Below are 14,960 nucleotides of genomic sequence, written 5' to 3' on the forward strand. Positions count from 1 at the left end.
TCTTAGATGAAATTGTGATGTTTAGTGTTTTTGAATATGTACTGATAGCGTTTTATGTCGCAGGGCTGCTAATTGTCAGTCGGTGGATTGGACAACAGGCATTTTCTTGGATGCCTCCCCAGGCGACAGCAGAAGCACAACGGGTAGATGATTTATTCAGCTTTTTAGTCTCAATTGGAGCATTTATCTTGCTGGGGCTGGTTGGTGTTATTGTGTATGCGATCGCCTTTCACCGCGCCCCCCCGGAAGACTACACTGAGGGACACCCTTCTAGAGGTAATGGAAAGTTAGAAATATTGTGGACAGCGACGCCAACTTTGTTAGTAATATGGATTGCCTTTCAAAGCTTCAATATTTATCAGCAATTAAATATTCTTGGTCTAAACCAAATTGTGCATTTGCACGCGCCCCTAGAATCTGCACCCGCCTACGCCGCAACCGTTAGCGATGTCCCCAAACCTGCGTCTGAAACAATTGATGTTTTCGCTAGGCAGTGGGATTGGTCTTTCCACTATCCAAATAATCTTACCAGTAAGGAATTACACTTACCGAGCGATCGCAGCACTCGCTTAAATATGCAAGCAGAGAAAGTAATCCACGGCTTCTACGTTCCTGAGTTTCGCTTAAAGCAAGATATTGTTCCAGGACGCAACATTGACATTGTGATTACACCCACTCGCCCAGGTAAATATCGACTGAAAGATTCTCAATTCAGTGGTGCTTATTTTGCCTTGATGGAGGCAGATGTATACGTTGAATCCCTCGATAAGTATAATCAGTGGCTCGCGCAAACAGTCTCTAGCGAAACGAACCCTCAAAATCAGGCAATTGCCGAAAATATTCAACCACCAAAGACATTATTCAAAAGCGGCTGGTACACCGTTGCACCTGCTCAACCTGCTGTAGCCAATCAAAGGAAGATAAATAATGACACATGATTTGAGTGAAGCTATAGCCAACAATAGAGAACCTGAGAATAACTGGCGGGAATATTTCAGCTTCAGCACCGATCATAAGGTAATCGGTGTTCAGTACATGGTGATGACCTTCATTTTCTTTCTTCTTGGCGGGCTGTTGGCGATGATTATCCGGGCTGAATTGCTCACCCCGGAAGCAAACTTAGTTGACCGCCCCCTCTACAATGGTTTATTCACCATGCACGGGACAATCATGATTTTCCTGTGGGTTATTCCCTTCAATGCAGGTCTTGCTAACTACCTAGTACCGTTGATGATTGGAGCGCGGGATATGGCTTTTCCCCTGCTCAACGCTATTTCTTTTTGGATTTTGCCACCAGCCGGTCTTCTACTACTGTCTAGTTTCTTACTACCAAGCGGGACTGCACAAGCTGGTTGGTGGTCTTATCCACCAGTTAGTCTGCAAGCTCCAGCCGGCCAGTTGATTAACGGTCAGTTTATTTGGATAGTTAGCCTAGTACTAATCGGCATCTCTTCAATTATGGGGGCTGTCAATTTTGTTACCACTATCTTTTGGATGCGATCGCCAGGGATGACATTTTTTAGAATGCCCGTCTTTGTGTGGTCAGTTTTTAGCGCCCAGTTGTTACAGCTGATTAACTTACCTTCCTTGACAGGTGCATTGATACTCCTGTTGCTTGACCTTTCCTTCGGGACACAATTTTTTAAACCTGAAGGAAGTGGCGATCCGATCATTTACCAACATTTATTTTGGTTCTACTCTCATCCCGCAGTGTATATCATGGCGCTACCAGCCTTCGGTATTATTGCGGAAGTTCTCCCAGCCTTTTCTCGCAATCCTCTATTTGGCTATCGATCAGTTGCTCTTGCTTCTTTAGGTATTGCTGTAGTCAGCATCTTCGTTTGGGCGCATCACATGTTCGCCAGTGCTACCCCCGGCTGGATGCGGATGACCTTCATGGCCACATCAATGTTAGTTGCCATACCCACGGGTGTTAAGGCATTTGCTTGGACTGCCACAATCTGGAGGAGCAAGTTGCACTTAGAGACACCAATGCTATTTGCAATGGGAGGTGCAGCGATGTTTATTTTTGGCGGTGTCACTGGTGTGATGCTTGCCGCCACGCCATTTGATATCCACGTCAATAATACTTACTTTGTTGTGGGTCACTTCCATTACATTGTTTTTAATACCATCACAATGGCAATCTTTGCCGGAATTTACTATTGGTTTCCCAAAATCACTGGCAGGATGTACGCGGAGGGTTGGGGTAAACTGCATTTCTGGTTGACCTTTATTCCTGCCAATATCACCTTTTTCTCTATGCATCCATTAGGTTTGCAGGGGATGTTACGCCGAATATCCTCCTACGATCCCCAGTATCAAGGTTGGAATGTTATCGCTAGCCTGGGATCGTTCTTGCTGGGAGTCTCCACACTGCCCTTTATTGCTAACATTGTCGGTTCTTGGCTATATGGAGCCAGAGCAGTTGATAATCCCTGGCACGCGACAGGATTGGAATGGACAACTTCTTCACCACCTCCGCGAGATAACTTTGAAGAGATTCCTGTTGTCAACAGACCTCCTTACGACTATGGCGATCCCAAATATTCATTCGTGGAAAATTCTGATAATGATGAGTCTCACTAGAAAATGGGGAGCAGGGGAGAAATCAATTCAAAATTCAAAATTCACGCATTCAAAATTGAAGATTCAATCCTAATGCCCAATGCCCAATTCTTAATTTCCAATGACCAAAATCATGCAACGTCCCAGAATCCATATAGATGAAAGTCCGATCCGTTTCGATCGGTGGCGGCGACGCTTACCGAATTGGTTACAGCGCTTTCTGCCAAGTGGTGGCGGAAGTCATGAAGATCATCATGGCAAAGGGATGTTTGGGTTTACTGTATTCCTGTTGTCGGAAAGTATCATTTTTTTGAGTTTTATCTTTACTTATGTTGCTTTACGACTGAATACCAATAACTGGCTACCACCTGGGGTTTCTGGGCCAGAATTGTCTAAGCTCGTGATTATTAATACGGTAGTTTTACTTTCTAGTAGCTTTGTAATTCAACCAGCAGAAAATGCCCTCAAACGAAATCAATTGAGTAAATTTCGCTGGCTCTGGTTGATAACGATCGCAATGGGAATCTACTTTTTAATTGGTCTATTAATTGAGTGGAAAAATCTCGATTTCAAGCTGACTACGGGATTAGTTGGTTCCACATTCTATTTGCTAACAGGTTTCCACGGTTTACACGTTTTGGCGGGTGTAGTGCTTCAGATAATTATGCTGATTCGCTCATTCATTCCAGGCAATTATAATAAAACTCACTTCGGTACAAGTGCGACAACTCTATTTTGGCACTTTGTTGATGTAGTTTGGGTCTTCCTTTTCTCGCTTCTCTATCTTTGGCGGGCATAAAAATTTTCAGTTTACCAAGTATTTACAGGAGTAACTTTATGAATTTATTCATTCAAGAATTACCAGCCTCAGAACTCGCGCCAAAAGCAGTTCAAGAAACTCCCGCACCAGGTAAAGACCCACTCATTGCACGTGGGTTACAAAAAGAGCAATATATTGGCATTATTGGATTAGCGATCGCTCTAATTGCTGCTGTGGGATTTTTTAGTCGTAGAGTCGAATACGCTATTGCTTTCGCTTTGTTCCTCAGCGTCTTTTTAATTGCCTTATTTTTATTTATATAGTGAATTAGTCATTTGTAAAGACAAAGAACTAATAGAGGTATAAGTAAAAATAAATCATGACTTACGCAAACAATAGCCAAAATCCTGATTTTTAGGTAACGGCAATTCATGAATTGTCCCTACAACGTGTAGTTTTGCGTAAGTCTTATAAATTCGCACTTAAGCTTACCCCTTAATGACGAAACCCCGGCACGAATTACAAAAGCAATTGCAAATTTAAACCACATTTCTTAGTGCCATTCACTTCAATTGTACGCTAATGCTGAAACGAATATGGGGTAATCTTTCTAGCAATAGCATCTTTAGCTATAACAGTAGTTATTTAGTCAAGCAGGAAAAGTAGGAAAAGTAGGAAAAGTAGTATATTTTGCAGTAAACCTTCATTATCCTGTTAATAAGATTTAAATTAGTAGGTAGTAGATGGTTAAATTCAAATATTGGGAATTAATGAACGAAGGAAGTTATGACAAACAACAAAATTGCCGACTTGGAAACTAGCTTGTTAGAAGAATTGAGTGATGCACAATCAATGCTAGTAGTAGGAGGAATTGGTAATGATAATGGTATAAACACTGTGATCGGTAATGGAGCCAGTGAAATATTCAACATTCAAGTTAATAACGGCGACTTATCTCCTCAGTCGGGATTGATTCAAGGAAATTTGAACTTCAACACACAAGCGCAAGGAAATCAACCCCTGGCAAATCCATTAGGATTAGTTAACATACCAGATTTGTCTGGAAATGCTTCTCTCGGTAGCTGAAACGTAGATGCAATATAGCTAAATAAGAAATAATTTTTTAATCTATAGAGAAAGTGGTCGCCATAGTCGATCGCTTTTTCTATTGGTAAAAGTTTAGACTTTTTTAAGTTTTACCTTAACAAAAGGAGTAATTATATAAAAGTGAGTTATGAATTTGGTAAAAGAGATATTTTATGAACAACCCAGTTTATCAAACTGTGATTCTTGGTGGTGGCTTCACTGGCTTATTTACAGCCTTACACCTAGCTCACGAACATTATCCTCGCTCTGTAATTTTGATCGATCGAAATGAAAGTTTTTGCTTTAAGCCCTTACTCTACGAATATTTCAGTGGCGAGATGGATGCTTTTCAAGTCGTACCGCGTTTTGTAGAATTGCTTAAAGGTAGTGGTGTAATTTTTGTTCAAGATGTAGTGGAATCGATTGACTTGCACCAACAACAAGTCAAATTAGCTTCGGGAAACTCATACAACTACAGTAACTTAGTCTTAGCTTTAGGTAGTGTTACTGCTTATCATCATCTGGAAGGTGCTAAAGAACACGCTTTTCCTTTTTGGACAGAAGCAGATGCGATCGCTCTCGACCGGCATTTAGGCGATTGTTTGCAAAAAGCAATCAAAACTGAAGATCCAGAACAACGTCGTCAACTGCTAACAATAGTTATAGTTGGTGGTGGTGCAAGTGGTGTAGAAATGGCAGCTACCTTAGCTGATTTACTCCCACATTGGTATAGCGCTATGGGAGGAAATTCTAGTGAAATCCGGGTGGTATTGCTCAATCACGGTCAAGAAATTCTCAATGGTGATATTAACAATCCTCTGCGCCCAATTGCTGAAAAAGAATTACAAAAACGCACGATTCCAATTGAAATACTTACGGGAGCAGAAGCTACTACTATTCATGCCAATGCGATTGAATATAAGCGCAATGAGCAAATTGAAACATTGCCAACATACACCGCAATCTGGACAGCTGGCACTTCTATTCACCCACTAATTAAAGATTTACCAATTTCTCAAGAACATCGCGATCGCCACAACCGCCTCTTAGTTACTCCCACAATGCAACTACTCGACTTTCCAGAAGTATTTGCAGGCGGGGATTGTGTCGCAGTTCAAGATAATTCACTACCGCCAACAGCCCAAGTTGCTTATCAGCAAGGAGCCAATATTGCCCAAAATTTAAAAGCATTAGCTTTAGGTGGAGACTTCAAACCATTAAAGGTAAATATACGCGGAACTCTCTTGAAATTAGGGTTAAATGATGCTGCTGCTAACTTATTCAATGTTTTTGAAGTTGCAGGAGAATCCGGGCATTTAATTCGTCAAGGAACTTATTTAACACTATTACCAACACCAATTCATGACTTTAAAGCAACAACTGAATGGGTGGATGAAGAGATTTTTCATCACCATCTCGATCCTCATGATGTGGGCAAAAAAGTTGTTCAAGCAGTGGAGGTGGTTGGCGCAGGAGTTATGGGCGTTTTAGCTGCTAGAAAATTATTGAAAATGTTGGGTTCTGAGGATAAAAGAGACTAGTACAAAGCGGCGGAAATAAACCACGCATTCAAAACCGAATGGCACGCTTGTAAAGCCCAAAGACTTATTGTATCCTCGTTCCCAGCATCCAGGCTTTTAACCAGTTGGGGCAAAGGCTGTATCTTAACAAGCGTGCCATTCCATTCAAAATCAATGAAATGCTTACGCCGTATTAATTTTTAATTTTTAATTTTGAATTCCGCCTTGCGGTACTAGCGCAATTTCGTGCGACATAAATTTTAATACATTTAGTCATGGTTTTGTCACAATTTCGCAATAGCTTTGTCAATACGACGTGTGATGCTATAGCTCTGGCTTCGGAAATAGTCTCAGACTAAATCCACACACCAGAATCTACAGAAGAGAATCACTTAAGGCACAGTACCTTATGAAGATGATTCTTCAAATAGAAATTGCAAAATCTCATACAGTTGTAAGGAACAAGAAAATGAATTGGAAAGTACTTGCTTTGCTCCCTGCGTTGACTCTAGCTACTGCTGTACCTGCTTACTCTTTAACTAATAATAAAAGCCAAAATTCGGCTACTGCTACGCACATTGCCCAAAGTACTCAGCAAGGCAACACCATGAAAAAGCCTAATGCTGTACCAAAGCTTAGTGCCAAGCACAAGTCTAATCGTGTGGCAAAGCGTAGTACTGGTACTGTACTAACAGTAGGCAGCAAAGGAGAGACAGTGAAAACTGTTCAGAATTCTTTAAAACAGCAAGGATTCTATACAGCAAGTGTGAATGGTGTGTTTGATAATAAGACTCGTGCAGCTGTGATCAAATTTCAGAAGTCTAAGGGATTAAGAGCAGACGGAATAATTGGACATCGAACTTTAGCCGCTCTTAAATAACATTGTTTCCTAATATAGGAATCCGGTTTGATTCGGAGAATTTACTTGCGTGGGCAGGGAACACTTCTTGAGCTTCAGTGCAGCGCAAGGAATAGAGAATAGGGAACAGGAAAGAAGGTATAGATCCCTACTGAGTCTTGTTCCAAAATCAAATAGGAGTCCTATATCTTCATCGCTAAAATGTTTTAAAGACAAAAGGCTAGGAAAGAAATTCTAGCCTTAAAATACTAAACCAACTTTTTTTATTTTTCTATCTGTGTAGGTCGGGGAACAATACTTTTCGGGTTTTGGGGGAAAGGGGAAAGGGAAAGGGTTTGAATTTACCTTTTCCCCTTTGCCCTTTAACCTTTTCCCAGACCAAAAGAGAGATTGTTAGGCTTATCCGAAAAGTATTGGGTCGGAGAACCACTGCATTGTGGAGTCAGCGCAGTCTTCTCTACTTGTTCGCTTTTAGCATTTTTGTTCAAGATACTTCAAAAATTCCTTTAGTAATTGATAGCAATTGTTCGTAATCCTTTGGTGTATCAATATCGATATCCCCTAATGGAAACGGAATAGAAAACACTTCATTAAGGTTATGATTAATAACTTTTTTTGCTCCTGAAGTTTCTTTTAAAGTGGCAAGTTCTGAAAAAAATGTCTGACTGAATAGAGCAGGTACACCTAATGTATCTCCATATTTACAAGCAACGATCGGTTTTTTTGTCGAATAATATGTATCAACAAGTTGATTGATAATTTGGGTAGAAACAAATGGCTGGTCGCAAAGTGTAATAACTACTGCTTCTATTTTTTGCGGAAGATTATTTAACAATTCAATACCACTCTTGATTGAGGTACTCATTCCACAAACCCAATCCGAGTTTTTAACTACTTTAACGGGAAGTTGTTTAATTTGGGGATGAATCTGTTCTGCGTTGGCTCCAAGTACTACTACCACAGGTTGACAAACTGAAGCGATCGCCATGTCTATAATATATTGCAGCAAACTACGCCCTTGGTAAAGCAATAGTTGTTTTGGTGTACCCATCCTAGTAGATGCACCAGCAGCAAGAATCATAATAGCTATGGTTGATTTCTCTTTGTCTATAGGAGTCATAAAAACTAAGTGGTAAGTAGCAAGTTTGAGTTGCTTTCATCACATTGGTGAATCGGTTGATTGCGATTTCTTAAAAAATTACCATTGCGGTTTGTTAGCACTGCTTGAATTTCTGCAATAATCGCGATCGCTATTTCTTCAGGTGTATCTGCTCCAATATCAATCCCAATCGGGCCATGCAATCTGGTTAATTGTTCAGTAGTATAAACTATTCCTTGCGAACCTAAATCTTCAAGCAATCTTTCAGTACGCGCCTTTGGCCCTAAAACCCCTATGTAGCGTGCGGGAGATGGCAGCAACGTTTTCAAAATTTCCAGGTCATCAAGATAATTATGCGTCATCACTACAACAACTGTGTTGACATCTATAAATACCTGTTTTTGGACAATTTCTCGCCGAGTCAGAATCACGTCACAAGCTATTGGAAATCGCGCTTTAGTTGCCTCATTAGCTCGACAATCGACTACAGTAACATCCCAACCCAATGCTTGAGCAAACTGTGCTACGGGTACAGCATCATAACCTGCACCAAATATTACTAAAGGTGTGGGTGGTTGGATGACTTCAATAAAAACTTCTGCACTGCCTAAAGGTAACTGATAGTTTTTTACACTAGACTTTTGATTAGTAAAAGCTGCTTGAATATCTATTTGCAGAGATTGAATTAAATGTGGATCTTTGATGTCAGCGATCGTTTTCCCATCAGGATACAACAGTAAACGCGACCCAAGTTTCACATCTACCTCGCCTTCAAAGGCAAAGACTGTAGCAATAATACCCAAATGTTTTCGATCGAAGCACTCCTGCATAAAAGCGATCGCATTCGGTAAACTTTCTTTTTCAAGACGTTCGATGAGAACTTGCACTGTCCCATTGCATCCTAAACCAAAACCCCAAAGAATATCTTCCGAGGCGGTGTTATCGTAAGTAACAACAATTGGTTCGCCGTCCGACATTCGTTGTTGAGTATGCTCAAATACGTCATTTTCCAAGCAACCAGCGCTGATTGTTCCGATCGTCCGACCTGTATCTGTCATCAGCATTTTAGCACCCGGTCGGCGATAGGTTGAACCTTGAGTTTTGACTACAGTAGCAAGAAAAGTAATTTCACCATTTTTTTGACTTGACTGGAAGCCTTCTAAAATTGCTTGTAATTCGTTCATTTGTTTCTGTTTTTAGCAGTTTCTAAACTTGAGTAGGCAGTCTCAATGGAAACAATAGACTTATTGCATAAGTCGGGAAAAGGTTCTGTATTGTCCCCTTCCCCTTTAACCTTTACCCTTCCCCCCTCTTGCAAAAAGCACTTTTGCAAGAGGGTCTAATGTGATGACTGTGCCATTGTGCATCGCTGCTAGTGTCAAACACTCCTTAGATTTGCTGCCTTTTAGCGATTACAGTATATAGGTTAGATTGAGGTGCGTTGTTTACCGCCACAGGCATCGCGGTGTTCTGCTATCCAAGATAAGCGAAAACACCACTGAAATCATGCCCCACAGGATAGTTGCCAACTTTAATCATTTATCTATCATGAAAGTTAGCACGGAATACTGATTTTCCCTAACTTACAGTTTTGGCAATGACTTTAAATGATTGTAAAACGACATTTTAGCAACGCCAGATTCAGCAACGATTTTGTCAATACCGACATTGCGAATTTCCTCTCGATAAAACAAACATGATGCTGTACTTAGGATGCGATCGCGAATAGATTTACGGGTTGTTTTCGATTTAGTCATTTAAATCGCATCCTTGAATAAGGTGTAAATCTTAAATACTTCGTCAATAATACTGACAAAATTTTTCCCAACTTCACGATTATTTAAACCTGATACTTTACTAGCTTTTTGAAGTTAGGCTGTTAGACCTAACCCCCAGCCTCTTCCCTTATAGAGAAGGGGAGTAAGATTCAAAGCCTCTCTCGTTTTAGGAGAGAGGTCAATAAACGACTGCCCGAATTCAATAAACGACTGCCCGAATTCAATAAACGACTGCCCGAATTCAATCAACGGCTGCCCGAATTCAATCAACGGCTGCCCGAATTCAATAAACGACTGCCCGAATTCAATCAACGGCTGCCCGAATTCAATCAACGGCTGCCCGAATTCAATCAACGGCTGCCCGAATTCAATCAACGGCTGCCCGAATTCAATCAACGACTGCCCGAATTCAATAAACGGCTGCCCGAATTCAATAAACGACTGCCCGAATTCAATAAACGACTGCCCGAATTCAATAAACGACTGCCCGAATTCAATAAACGACTGCCCGAATTCAATAAACGACTGCCCGAATTCAATAAACGACTGTCCAAATTCAATATAGGAACTTAGCAAACTTGCTTTTATTAAACACAAAAGCGATAGCTTTGCCAACGCCTGCCGTAGGATGCCCGTTCGCGTAGCGTGTCATCAAGAAAAAGTGAAACCCTTACGAGTGATTCTAGTTTATACCAATAAAAACTCAGTAAACCTCACGAGATGGGGTAAACATCAAGCTTTGGTTAAAAAATTTAATTTTAATTGTAGAGCGTGACACTTTCTACCTTAAAATATGAATCGAATTTCATATGAATTGCTATTTATTTGCGATCGCAGCAGTTGTTAATTTTCGCTGAACACGAGAGTATTCGCTGCCAAGTAACTTCGGAAACAAGAAAAACCTATTCCTTTAGAGCAATGAAAAACAGCAGCAAGAAGCAGGTTAACTGCGTAGAAAAGCTGAAGGTACTGGCAGATGAAACTCGTCTAGCAGTATTAGAACTTCTGATCGACAGTCCCAAACACGTGGGGGAGATGAACGCAATTTTGGGCTTGGAACAAAGCCTGCTCTCCCATCATTTACAAGTTCTGCGTCGCTCCCAGTTGGTTGTGCCCTCGCGTGATGGGAAAGCAGTTCTCTACCGCTTGGCTCCAGAAGTGGAAGTAACTACTGGCAAAGCTTTGAACCTTGGCTGTTGTGTCCTCTGTTTTAACTAAAAACCCAATTTCGGGTTGAAAAGCAATAATGAAAAATTCTCAAATTTTACCTCTGGCGATTGGGTTGGCTACCTGTATTTGGTTACAAGGCTGTTCATCAGCAAATCGAGATGCAAATAATACAAATCAGCTTCAGGGAAAACTAGTACTCACAGGCTCCAGTACAATTGCACCTTTAGCGGCTGAAATTGGCAAGCGTTTTGAATCTCAACATCCAGGTGCGCGAGTTGATGTGCAATCAGGGGGGTCTTCGCGTGGGGTTTCTGATGCTCGTCAAGGTGTCGCTAATGTTGGTATGGTTTCTCGTGCCTTAAAGCCAGAAGAAAACGATTTAAAAACATTTTCTATCGCTCGTGATGGAGTGACGGTAATTCTCCACAAAGACAATCCAGTAAAATCGCTCAACGACAAGCAAGTTGTAGATATTTACACAGGGAAGGTGACGAACTGGAAACAAGTCGGAGGTAAAGATGGAGCAATTACAGTTGTTAACAAAGCCGAAGGACGTTCCACTTTAGAATTATTTACCCATTATTTCAAACTGAAAAATACAGACATCAAAGCCCAAGTAGTAATTGGTGACAATCAGCAGGGAATTAAGACAGTAGCAGGAAACCCGAATGCAATTGGTTATGTATCGATCGGGTCAGCAGAAAATAGTGCAGCCAATGGAGTAGCTATTAAGTTGCTACCTGTAAATGGGATAGCTGCAACAACAGCCAACGTCCAGAATGGGACTTTTCCGATTTCTCGTCCACTTAATTTAGTAACTAAAACCCAACCTCAAGGATTGACAAAAGCATTTCTTGATTTCGCGCAATCACAACAGGTAAGTGACATTGTTCAAAAGCAAAACTTTGTCGTCGTCTCCAAATGACTTTTGGTTAATTTGGATACTGCGTTTTTTAGCGGCGATCGCCGGAGCGATCGCACTTTTAATTATCGTCTTTCTGATTCTGGAGTCTCTACCAGTCCTCAATCATGTCGGAATAACACGTTTTTTTACAGACTCTTCTTGGAACCCAACCGCCGGATTATATAATCTCTTCCCGATGTTATTGGGTACATTTTTGGCAATGGTTGGCTCAGTAGCGATCGCGACACCGATAGGAATTCTATCTGCGGTTTTTTGTCAATTTTACGCCCCACCAGTAATGGCTCGGTTATACCGTCGCTTAATTGAACTATTAGCCGGGATTCCTTCTGTAGTCTACGGTTTTTGGGGATTGGTGGTGCTGGTGCCGATGATTGGTAGGATACATCCACCGGGGCCAAGTCTACTAGCGGGTATTGCCATTCTCACGGTGATGATTTTGCCAACAATAGCGCTTGTAGCCGATGCCAGTTTAGCGAAAGTCCCAATTTCTTACCTTCAGGGAGCAGCAGCTTTAGGATTATCCCGATGGGCAACTATTTCTAGAGTCGTGCTTCCTGCTGCCAAATCTGGATTATTCACAGGCTTAATTTTAGAAACAGGTCGAGCAATTGGCGAAACAATGGCTATTTTGATGGTGTGTGGCAATGTGGTACAAATGCCAAAAAGTATATTTGACCCCATCCGCACGTTGACGGCTAATATTGCTCTGGAAATGGCTTATGCCACAGGAGACCATCGGTCGGCGTTGTTTGTTAGCGGTTTAGTCTTGATGGGAATGATTGTGCTGTTAGTTGCTGTTGCGGAAATCATCAGTCAAGGAAAAATATATGGGTGAACCTGTTGTAAGTCCTAAAGATTGGTTGCCAACAATCATTGTTTGGACAACTGCTGCCCTAGTTACTGGTATCTTCCTTTGGATACTCAGTGATATCCTTTGGCATGGGATAGGACACTTGACGTGGGAATTTCTGACAACTGAGCCAGAAAATGCTGGCAGAGAAGGGGGAATTGCCAGCATTCTTGTTTCCACTTTTCTGATTATGGCAGTGTGTATGGCGGTTTCTATCCCCATTGGTGTTGGTACAGCCGTTTTACTGGCAGAATTCACCCCCGTGGATAATTGGTTTGGTGGGTTGGTGCGGCGTAGTTTAGATGTACTGGCAGGAGTTCCTTCTATAGTCTTTGGGTTGTTTGGCAACATCTTCTTTTGTCAAGTTTTGGGGCTGGGATTTTCTATTTTGTCGGGAGGATTGACCTTGGGATGTATGGTGTTACCAATCTTGATTCGCTCTACAGAAGAAGGATTTCGCGCTGTTCCCAATGAGTATAGATTAGGAGCCGCAGCCCTTGGTTTTTCTCGCACGACAACGTTATTTCAACTATTGTTACCTGCTGCTGTCCCTGGTTTGGTTGTGGGATTGGTGCTGGGTATTGGTCGAGCGATCGCAGAGACGGCAGCTTTAATTTTTACTAGTGGTTACGTAGATAGAATGCCAGAATCACTGCTGGATTCCGGGCGTGCCCTCTCGATTCATATTTTTGATTTATCAATGAACGTCTCTGGCGGAGATGCCAATGCTTACGCCTCAGCATTAGTCTTGCTGGTATCACTGCTGCTGATTAATGGTACAGCAGCATGGATTGCAGATCGTTGGTTGCACAGGAGAATTTTTTCTGGATGAAATCGGCAAATATCGCTACTGAAATTGTTGCACCGTTGATTGAAACGGAGAACTTAACTCTGCAATACGGTCAAAAAACTGCATTTGCTAATGTCAATTTGAGTGTGAATCTGGGGGAAATTTTGGCATTGGTGGGGCCTTCTGGTTGTGGAAAAACTAGCTTTTTGAGCTGTCTAAATCGGTTGACAGACATGATTCCTCAGTGTCGAGTCCAAGGGCGGATTCGTATAGGTAGTTTAGACGTGCTAAATGCCAAAACTAATGCGAACGCGCTGCGGCGGCAAGTTGGGATGATTTTCCAAAAGCCTAATCCTTTTCCTTTATCAATTTGGAAAAATCTGGAATTACCTTTGCGAGAACATGGTATCCGTAAAGAACAAATCGATGCGATCGTTGAGACAAGCCTGAAAGATGTTGGACTTTGGGATGAAGTCAAAGACCGACTGCAAACCTCTGCCTTAGCACTTTCTGGCGGACAGCAGCAGAGGTTGTGCATAGCTAGAGCCTTGGCTTTGCAACCAGAAATCCTGTTATTGGATGAACCTTGTAGCGCCCTCGATCCAATTGCCAGTGGAATAGTTGAAGATTTAATTACTAGTTTGCGTCAGCGTTATACCTTGCTGATTGTGACGCATAACCTAGCGCAAGCCAAGCGCATCGCGGATCGAGTTGCTTTGTTCTGGGTGCAGTCAGGTGTTGGGCAATTGATTGAGTCAGGTTCAGTAGAGCAAATTTTTGAGTACCCCCAACATCCCTTGACAGCAGCTTATGTCACAGGTGCAAGGGGTTGATTTGAAAAATATAGAAATAGAGAATTTTATGTTATCATTTGTGCCGCAGGAAATGAAAGACCCTGCTCCTTATCATCTATTGACAAGCATCGTTGCTCCTCGCCCAATTGCCTGGGTGTCTACAATTAGTGCCTCTGGAATTTCCAATCTTGCCCCGTATTCCTTTTTCAATGCAGTAGCAGGTTTTCCACCAACTATTATGTTTTCAATTGCATATCGTAGACATGAGCCAAAAGAAAAGGACACGTTACGCAATATTCATGAAGTTGATGAATTTGTGTGTCATGTGGTGGATGAAACACTGTCTCAGGCAATGGCTCAAACCGGAACAGAATTTCCCTATGGAGTTAACGAGTTTGAAAAAGCAAACTTAAAAGCTATTCCTGCTACAGATGTCCGACCATTGCGGATTGAAAGCTCACCAGTGGCAATGGAGTGTAAAGTCACACAAATAGTTCCAGTGGAAGGAACCAATAATGTGATGGTATTGGGTCGAGTGTTACGATTTCATGTGCGTGAAGACCTATACCGCCAAGATTTGGGGTTAGTTGATACTGTAAGGATGCGGCCGATTACGCGCTTAGGTGGGCCAGTTGAGTATACAAAGATTGGGAAACTATTTGAGATGACAACTCCAAAGGTATGAGCGGATGTTAATTAACAGGGGTTGCGCGTAGGTTTTTTGTAGCTTGTAAAATTCACCCTTAACTTATATTCTAGAT

The 14,960-nt window shown here is 41.7% G+C and carries 17 protein-coding genes; 13 read left to right on the forward strand and 4 right to left on the reverse strand.

The features are described 5' to 3' along the window. Positions 1 to 17 precede the first annotated feature (17 nt). From NSTCB13_RS26850 to NSTCB13_RS26880, 7 genes are all read left to right on the forward strand, one after another. The gene (locus tag NSTCB13_RS26850; RefSeq protein WP_448274433.1) at positions 18 to 938 is read left to right on the forward strand and encodes a cytochrome c oxidase subunit II; all 921 of its coding nucleotides are present in this window, start codon (positions 18 to 20) and stop codon (positions 936 to 938) included. After that, positions 928 to 2,589, forward strand: a complete 1,662-nt coding sequence (gene ctaD / locus NSTCB13_RS26855) for a cytochrome c oxidase subunit I (RefSeq protein WP_448274435.1) — start codon at positions 928 to 930, stop codon at positions 2,587 to 2,589. Before NSTCB13_RS26850 ends, ctaD begins: the two co-directional genes overlap by 11 nt. A 112-nt stretch (positions 2,590 to 2,701) precedes the next feature. Continuing rightward, entirely contained in the window at positions 2,702 to 3,367 is a 666-nt protein-coding gene (locus NSTCB13_RS26860; protein WP_445632167.1) for a cytochrome c oxidase subunit 3, read from the forward strand. A 38-nt stretch (positions 3,368 to 3,405) separates the two neighbouring features. Next, positions 3,406 to 3,651, forward strand: a complete 246-nt coding sequence (locus NSTCB13_RS26865) for a hypothetical protein (protein WP_445627280.1) — start codon at positions 3,406 to 3,408, stop codon at positions 3,649 to 3,651. A gap of 463 nt (positions 3,652 to 4,114) precedes the next feature. Beyond that, positions 4,115 to 4,414 (forward strand): hypothetical protein, encoded by a 300-nt coding sequence (locus tag NSTCB13_RS26870; RefSeq protein WP_448265869.1) that lies wholly within the window; start codon positions 4,115 to 4,117, stop codon positions 4,412 to 4,414. Between the two features lie 173 nt (positions 4,415 to 4,587). Beyond that, positions 4,588 to 5,955, forward strand: a complete 1,368-nt coding sequence (locus NSTCB13_RS26875) for an NAD(P)/FAD-dependent oxidoreductase (RefSeq protein ID WP_445627278.1) — start codon at positions 4,588 to 4,590, stop codon at positions 5,953 to 5,955. 448 nt (positions 5,956 to 6,403) lie between these two features. Next, a complete protein-coding gene (locus NSTCB13_RS26880; protein ID WP_448265871.1) occupies positions 6,404 to 6,814 on the forward strand; it encodes a peptidoglycan-binding domain-containing protein in 411 nt (136 codons plus the stop codon). Positions 6,815 to 7,277: 463 nt separating this feature from the next. Here the strand turns inward: NSTCB13_RS26880 and NSTCB13_RS26885 are convergent, their stop codons facing one another. The 4 genes from NSTCB13_RS26885 to NSTCB13_RS26900 all read right to left on the reverse strand — a co-directional run bounded on the left by NSTCB13_RS26885 (position 7,278) and on the right by NSTCB13_RS26900 (position 10,285). After that, positions 7,278 to 7,913, reverse strand: coding sequence for a nucleotidyltransferase family protein (locus tag NSTCB13_RS26885; protein ID WP_448265872.1), 636 nt, complete (start codon positions 7,911 to 7,913; stop codon positions 7,278 to 7,280). A gap of 5 nt (positions 7,914 to 7,918) precedes the next feature. Next, positions 7,919 to 9,076 (reverse strand): XdhC family protein, encoded by a 1,158-nt coding sequence (locus tag NSTCB13_RS26890; protein WP_448265873.1) that lies wholly within the window; start codon positions 9,074 to 9,076, stop codon positions 7,919 to 7,921. A 399-nt stretch (positions 9,077 to 9,475) separates the two neighbouring features. Then, positions 9,476 to 9,649 (reverse strand): TetR/AcrR family transcriptional regulator, encoded by a 174-nt coding sequence (locus NSTCB13_RS26895; RefSeq protein WP_445627274.1) that lies wholly within the window; start codon positions 9,647 to 9,649, stop codon positions 9,476 to 9,478. A gap of 114 nt (positions 9,650 to 9,763) precedes the next feature. Beyond that, the gene (locus NSTCB13_RS26900) at positions 9,764 to 10,285 is read right to left on the reverse strand and encodes a hypothetical protein (RefSeq protein ID WP_448274436.1); all 522 of its coding nucleotides are present in this window, start codon (positions 10,283 to 10,285) and stop codon (positions 9,764 to 9,766) included. A gap of 303 nt (positions 10,286 to 10,588) precedes the next feature. On the opposite strand from NSTCB13_RS26900, the gene NSTCB13_RS26905 reads away from it, so the two are divergent. From NSTCB13_RS26905 to NSTCB13_RS26930, 6 genes are read left to right on the forward strand one after another with little or no spacing between them, the layout of a single operon-like run. Further along, entirely contained in the window at positions 10,589 to 10,888 is a 300-nt protein-coding gene (locus NSTCB13_RS26905; protein WP_448274437.1) for an ArsR/SmtB family transcription factor, read from the forward strand. A gap of 28 nt (positions 10,889 to 10,916) precedes the next feature. After that, positions 10,917 to 11,765, forward strand: coding sequence for a phosphate ABC transporter substrate-binding protein (locus NSTCB13_RS26910; RefSeq protein WP_448274438.1), 849 nt, complete (start codon positions 10,917 to 10,919; stop codon positions 11,763 to 11,765). Next, complete coding sequence (gene pstC, locus NSTCB13_RS26915; RefSeq protein WP_448274439.1) at positions 11,722 to 12,600, forward strand: phosphate ABC transporter permease subunit PstC; 879 nt, start codon at positions 11,722 to 11,724, stop codon at positions 12,598 to 12,600. Before NSTCB13_RS26910 ends, pstC begins: the two co-directional genes overlap by 44 nt. Continuing rightward, positions 12,593 to 13,447 (forward strand): phosphate ABC transporter permease PstA, encoded by an 855-nt coding sequence (pstA, locus tag NSTCB13_RS26920; RefSeq protein ID WP_448274440.1) that lies wholly within the window; start codon positions 12,593 to 12,595, stop codon positions 13,445 to 13,447. Before pstC ends, pstA begins: the two co-directional genes overlap by 8 nt. Beyond that, positions 13,444 to 14,238 carry a phosphate ABC transporter ATP-binding protein gene (locus NSTCB13_RS26925; protein WP_448274441.1) on the forward strand — a complete coding sequence of 265 codons (795 nt, stop codon included), beginning with the start codon at positions 13,444 to 13,446 and terminating at the stop codon, positions 14,236 to 14,238. The genes pstA and NSTCB13_RS26925 overlap by 4 nt, the downstream gene beginning before the upstream one ends. Before the next feature lie 28 nt (positions 14,239 to 14,266). Beyond that, the gene (locus NSTCB13_RS26930) at positions 14,267 to 14,884 is read left to right on the forward strand and encodes a flavin reductase family protein (RefSeq protein WP_448274442.1); all 618 of its coding nucleotides are present in this window, start codon (positions 14,267 to 14,269) and stop codon (positions 14,882 to 14,884) included. Positions 14,885 to 14,960 lie beyond the last annotated feature (76 nt).

Source organism: Nostoc sp. DSM 114160, from assembly GCF_053470305.1.

Bases quoted from the DNA above. Each gene is read 5' to 3' on its own strand.
- NSTCB13_RS26850 (WP_448274433.1), top strand. From the start codon at position 18: ATGTTTAGTGTTTTTGAATATGTACTGATAGCGTTTTATGTCGCAGGG.
- ctaD (WP_448274435.1), top strand. From the start codon at position 928: ATGACACATGATTTGAGTGAAGCTATAGCCAACAATAGAGAACCTGAG.
- NSTCB13_RS26860 (WP_445632167.1), top strand. From the start codon at position 2,702: ATGCAACGTCCCAGAATCCATATAGATGAAAGTCCGATCCGTTTCGAT.
- NSTCB13_RS26865 (WP_445627280.1), top strand. From the start codon at position 3,406: ATGAATTTATTCATTCAAGAATTACCAGCCTCAGAACTCGCGCCAAAA.
- NSTCB13_RS26870 (WP_448265869.1), top strand. From the start codon at position 4,115: ATGACAAACAACAAAATTGCCGACTTGGAAACTAGCTTGTTAGAAGAA.
- NSTCB13_RS26875 (WP_445627278.1), top strand. From the start codon at position 4,588: ATGAACAACCCAGTTTATCAAACTGTGATTCTTGGTGGTGGCTTCACT.
- NSTCB13_RS26880 (WP_448265871.1), top strand. From the start codon at position 6,404: ATGAATTGGAAAGTACTTGCTTTGCTCCCTGCGTTGACTCTAGCTACT.
- NSTCB13_RS26885 (WP_448265872.1), bottom strand. From the start codon at position 7,913: ATGACTCCTATAGACAAAGAGAAATCAACCATAGCTATTATGATTCTT.
- NSTCB13_RS26890 (WP_448265873.1), bottom strand. From the start codon at position 9,076: ATGAACGAATTACAAGCAATTTTAGAAGGCTTCCAGTCAAGTCAAAAA.
- NSTCB13_RS26895 (WP_445627274.1), bottom strand. From the start codon at position 9,649: ATGACTAAATCGAAAACAACCCGTAAATCTATTCGCGATCGCATCCTA.
- NSTCB13_RS26905 (WP_448274437.1), top strand. From the start codon at position 10,589: ATGAAAAACAGCAGCAAGAAGCAGGTTAACTGCGTAGAAAAGCTGAAG.
- NSTCB13_RS26910 (WP_448274438.1), top strand. From the start codon at position 10,917: ATGAAAAATTCTCAAATTTTACCTCTGGCGATTGGGTTGGCTACCTGT.
- pstA (WP_448274440.1), top strand. From the start codon at position 12,593: ATGGGTGAACCTGTTGTAAGTCCTAAAGATTGGTTGCCAACAATCATT.
- NSTCB13_RS26925 (WP_448274441.1), top strand. From the start codon at position 13,444: ATGAAATCGGCAAATATCGCTACTGAAATTGTTGCACCGTTGATTGAA.
- NSTCB13_RS26930 (WP_448274442.1), top strand. From the start codon at position 14,267: ATGTTATCATTTGTGCCGCAGGAAATGAAAGACCCTGCTCCTTATCAT.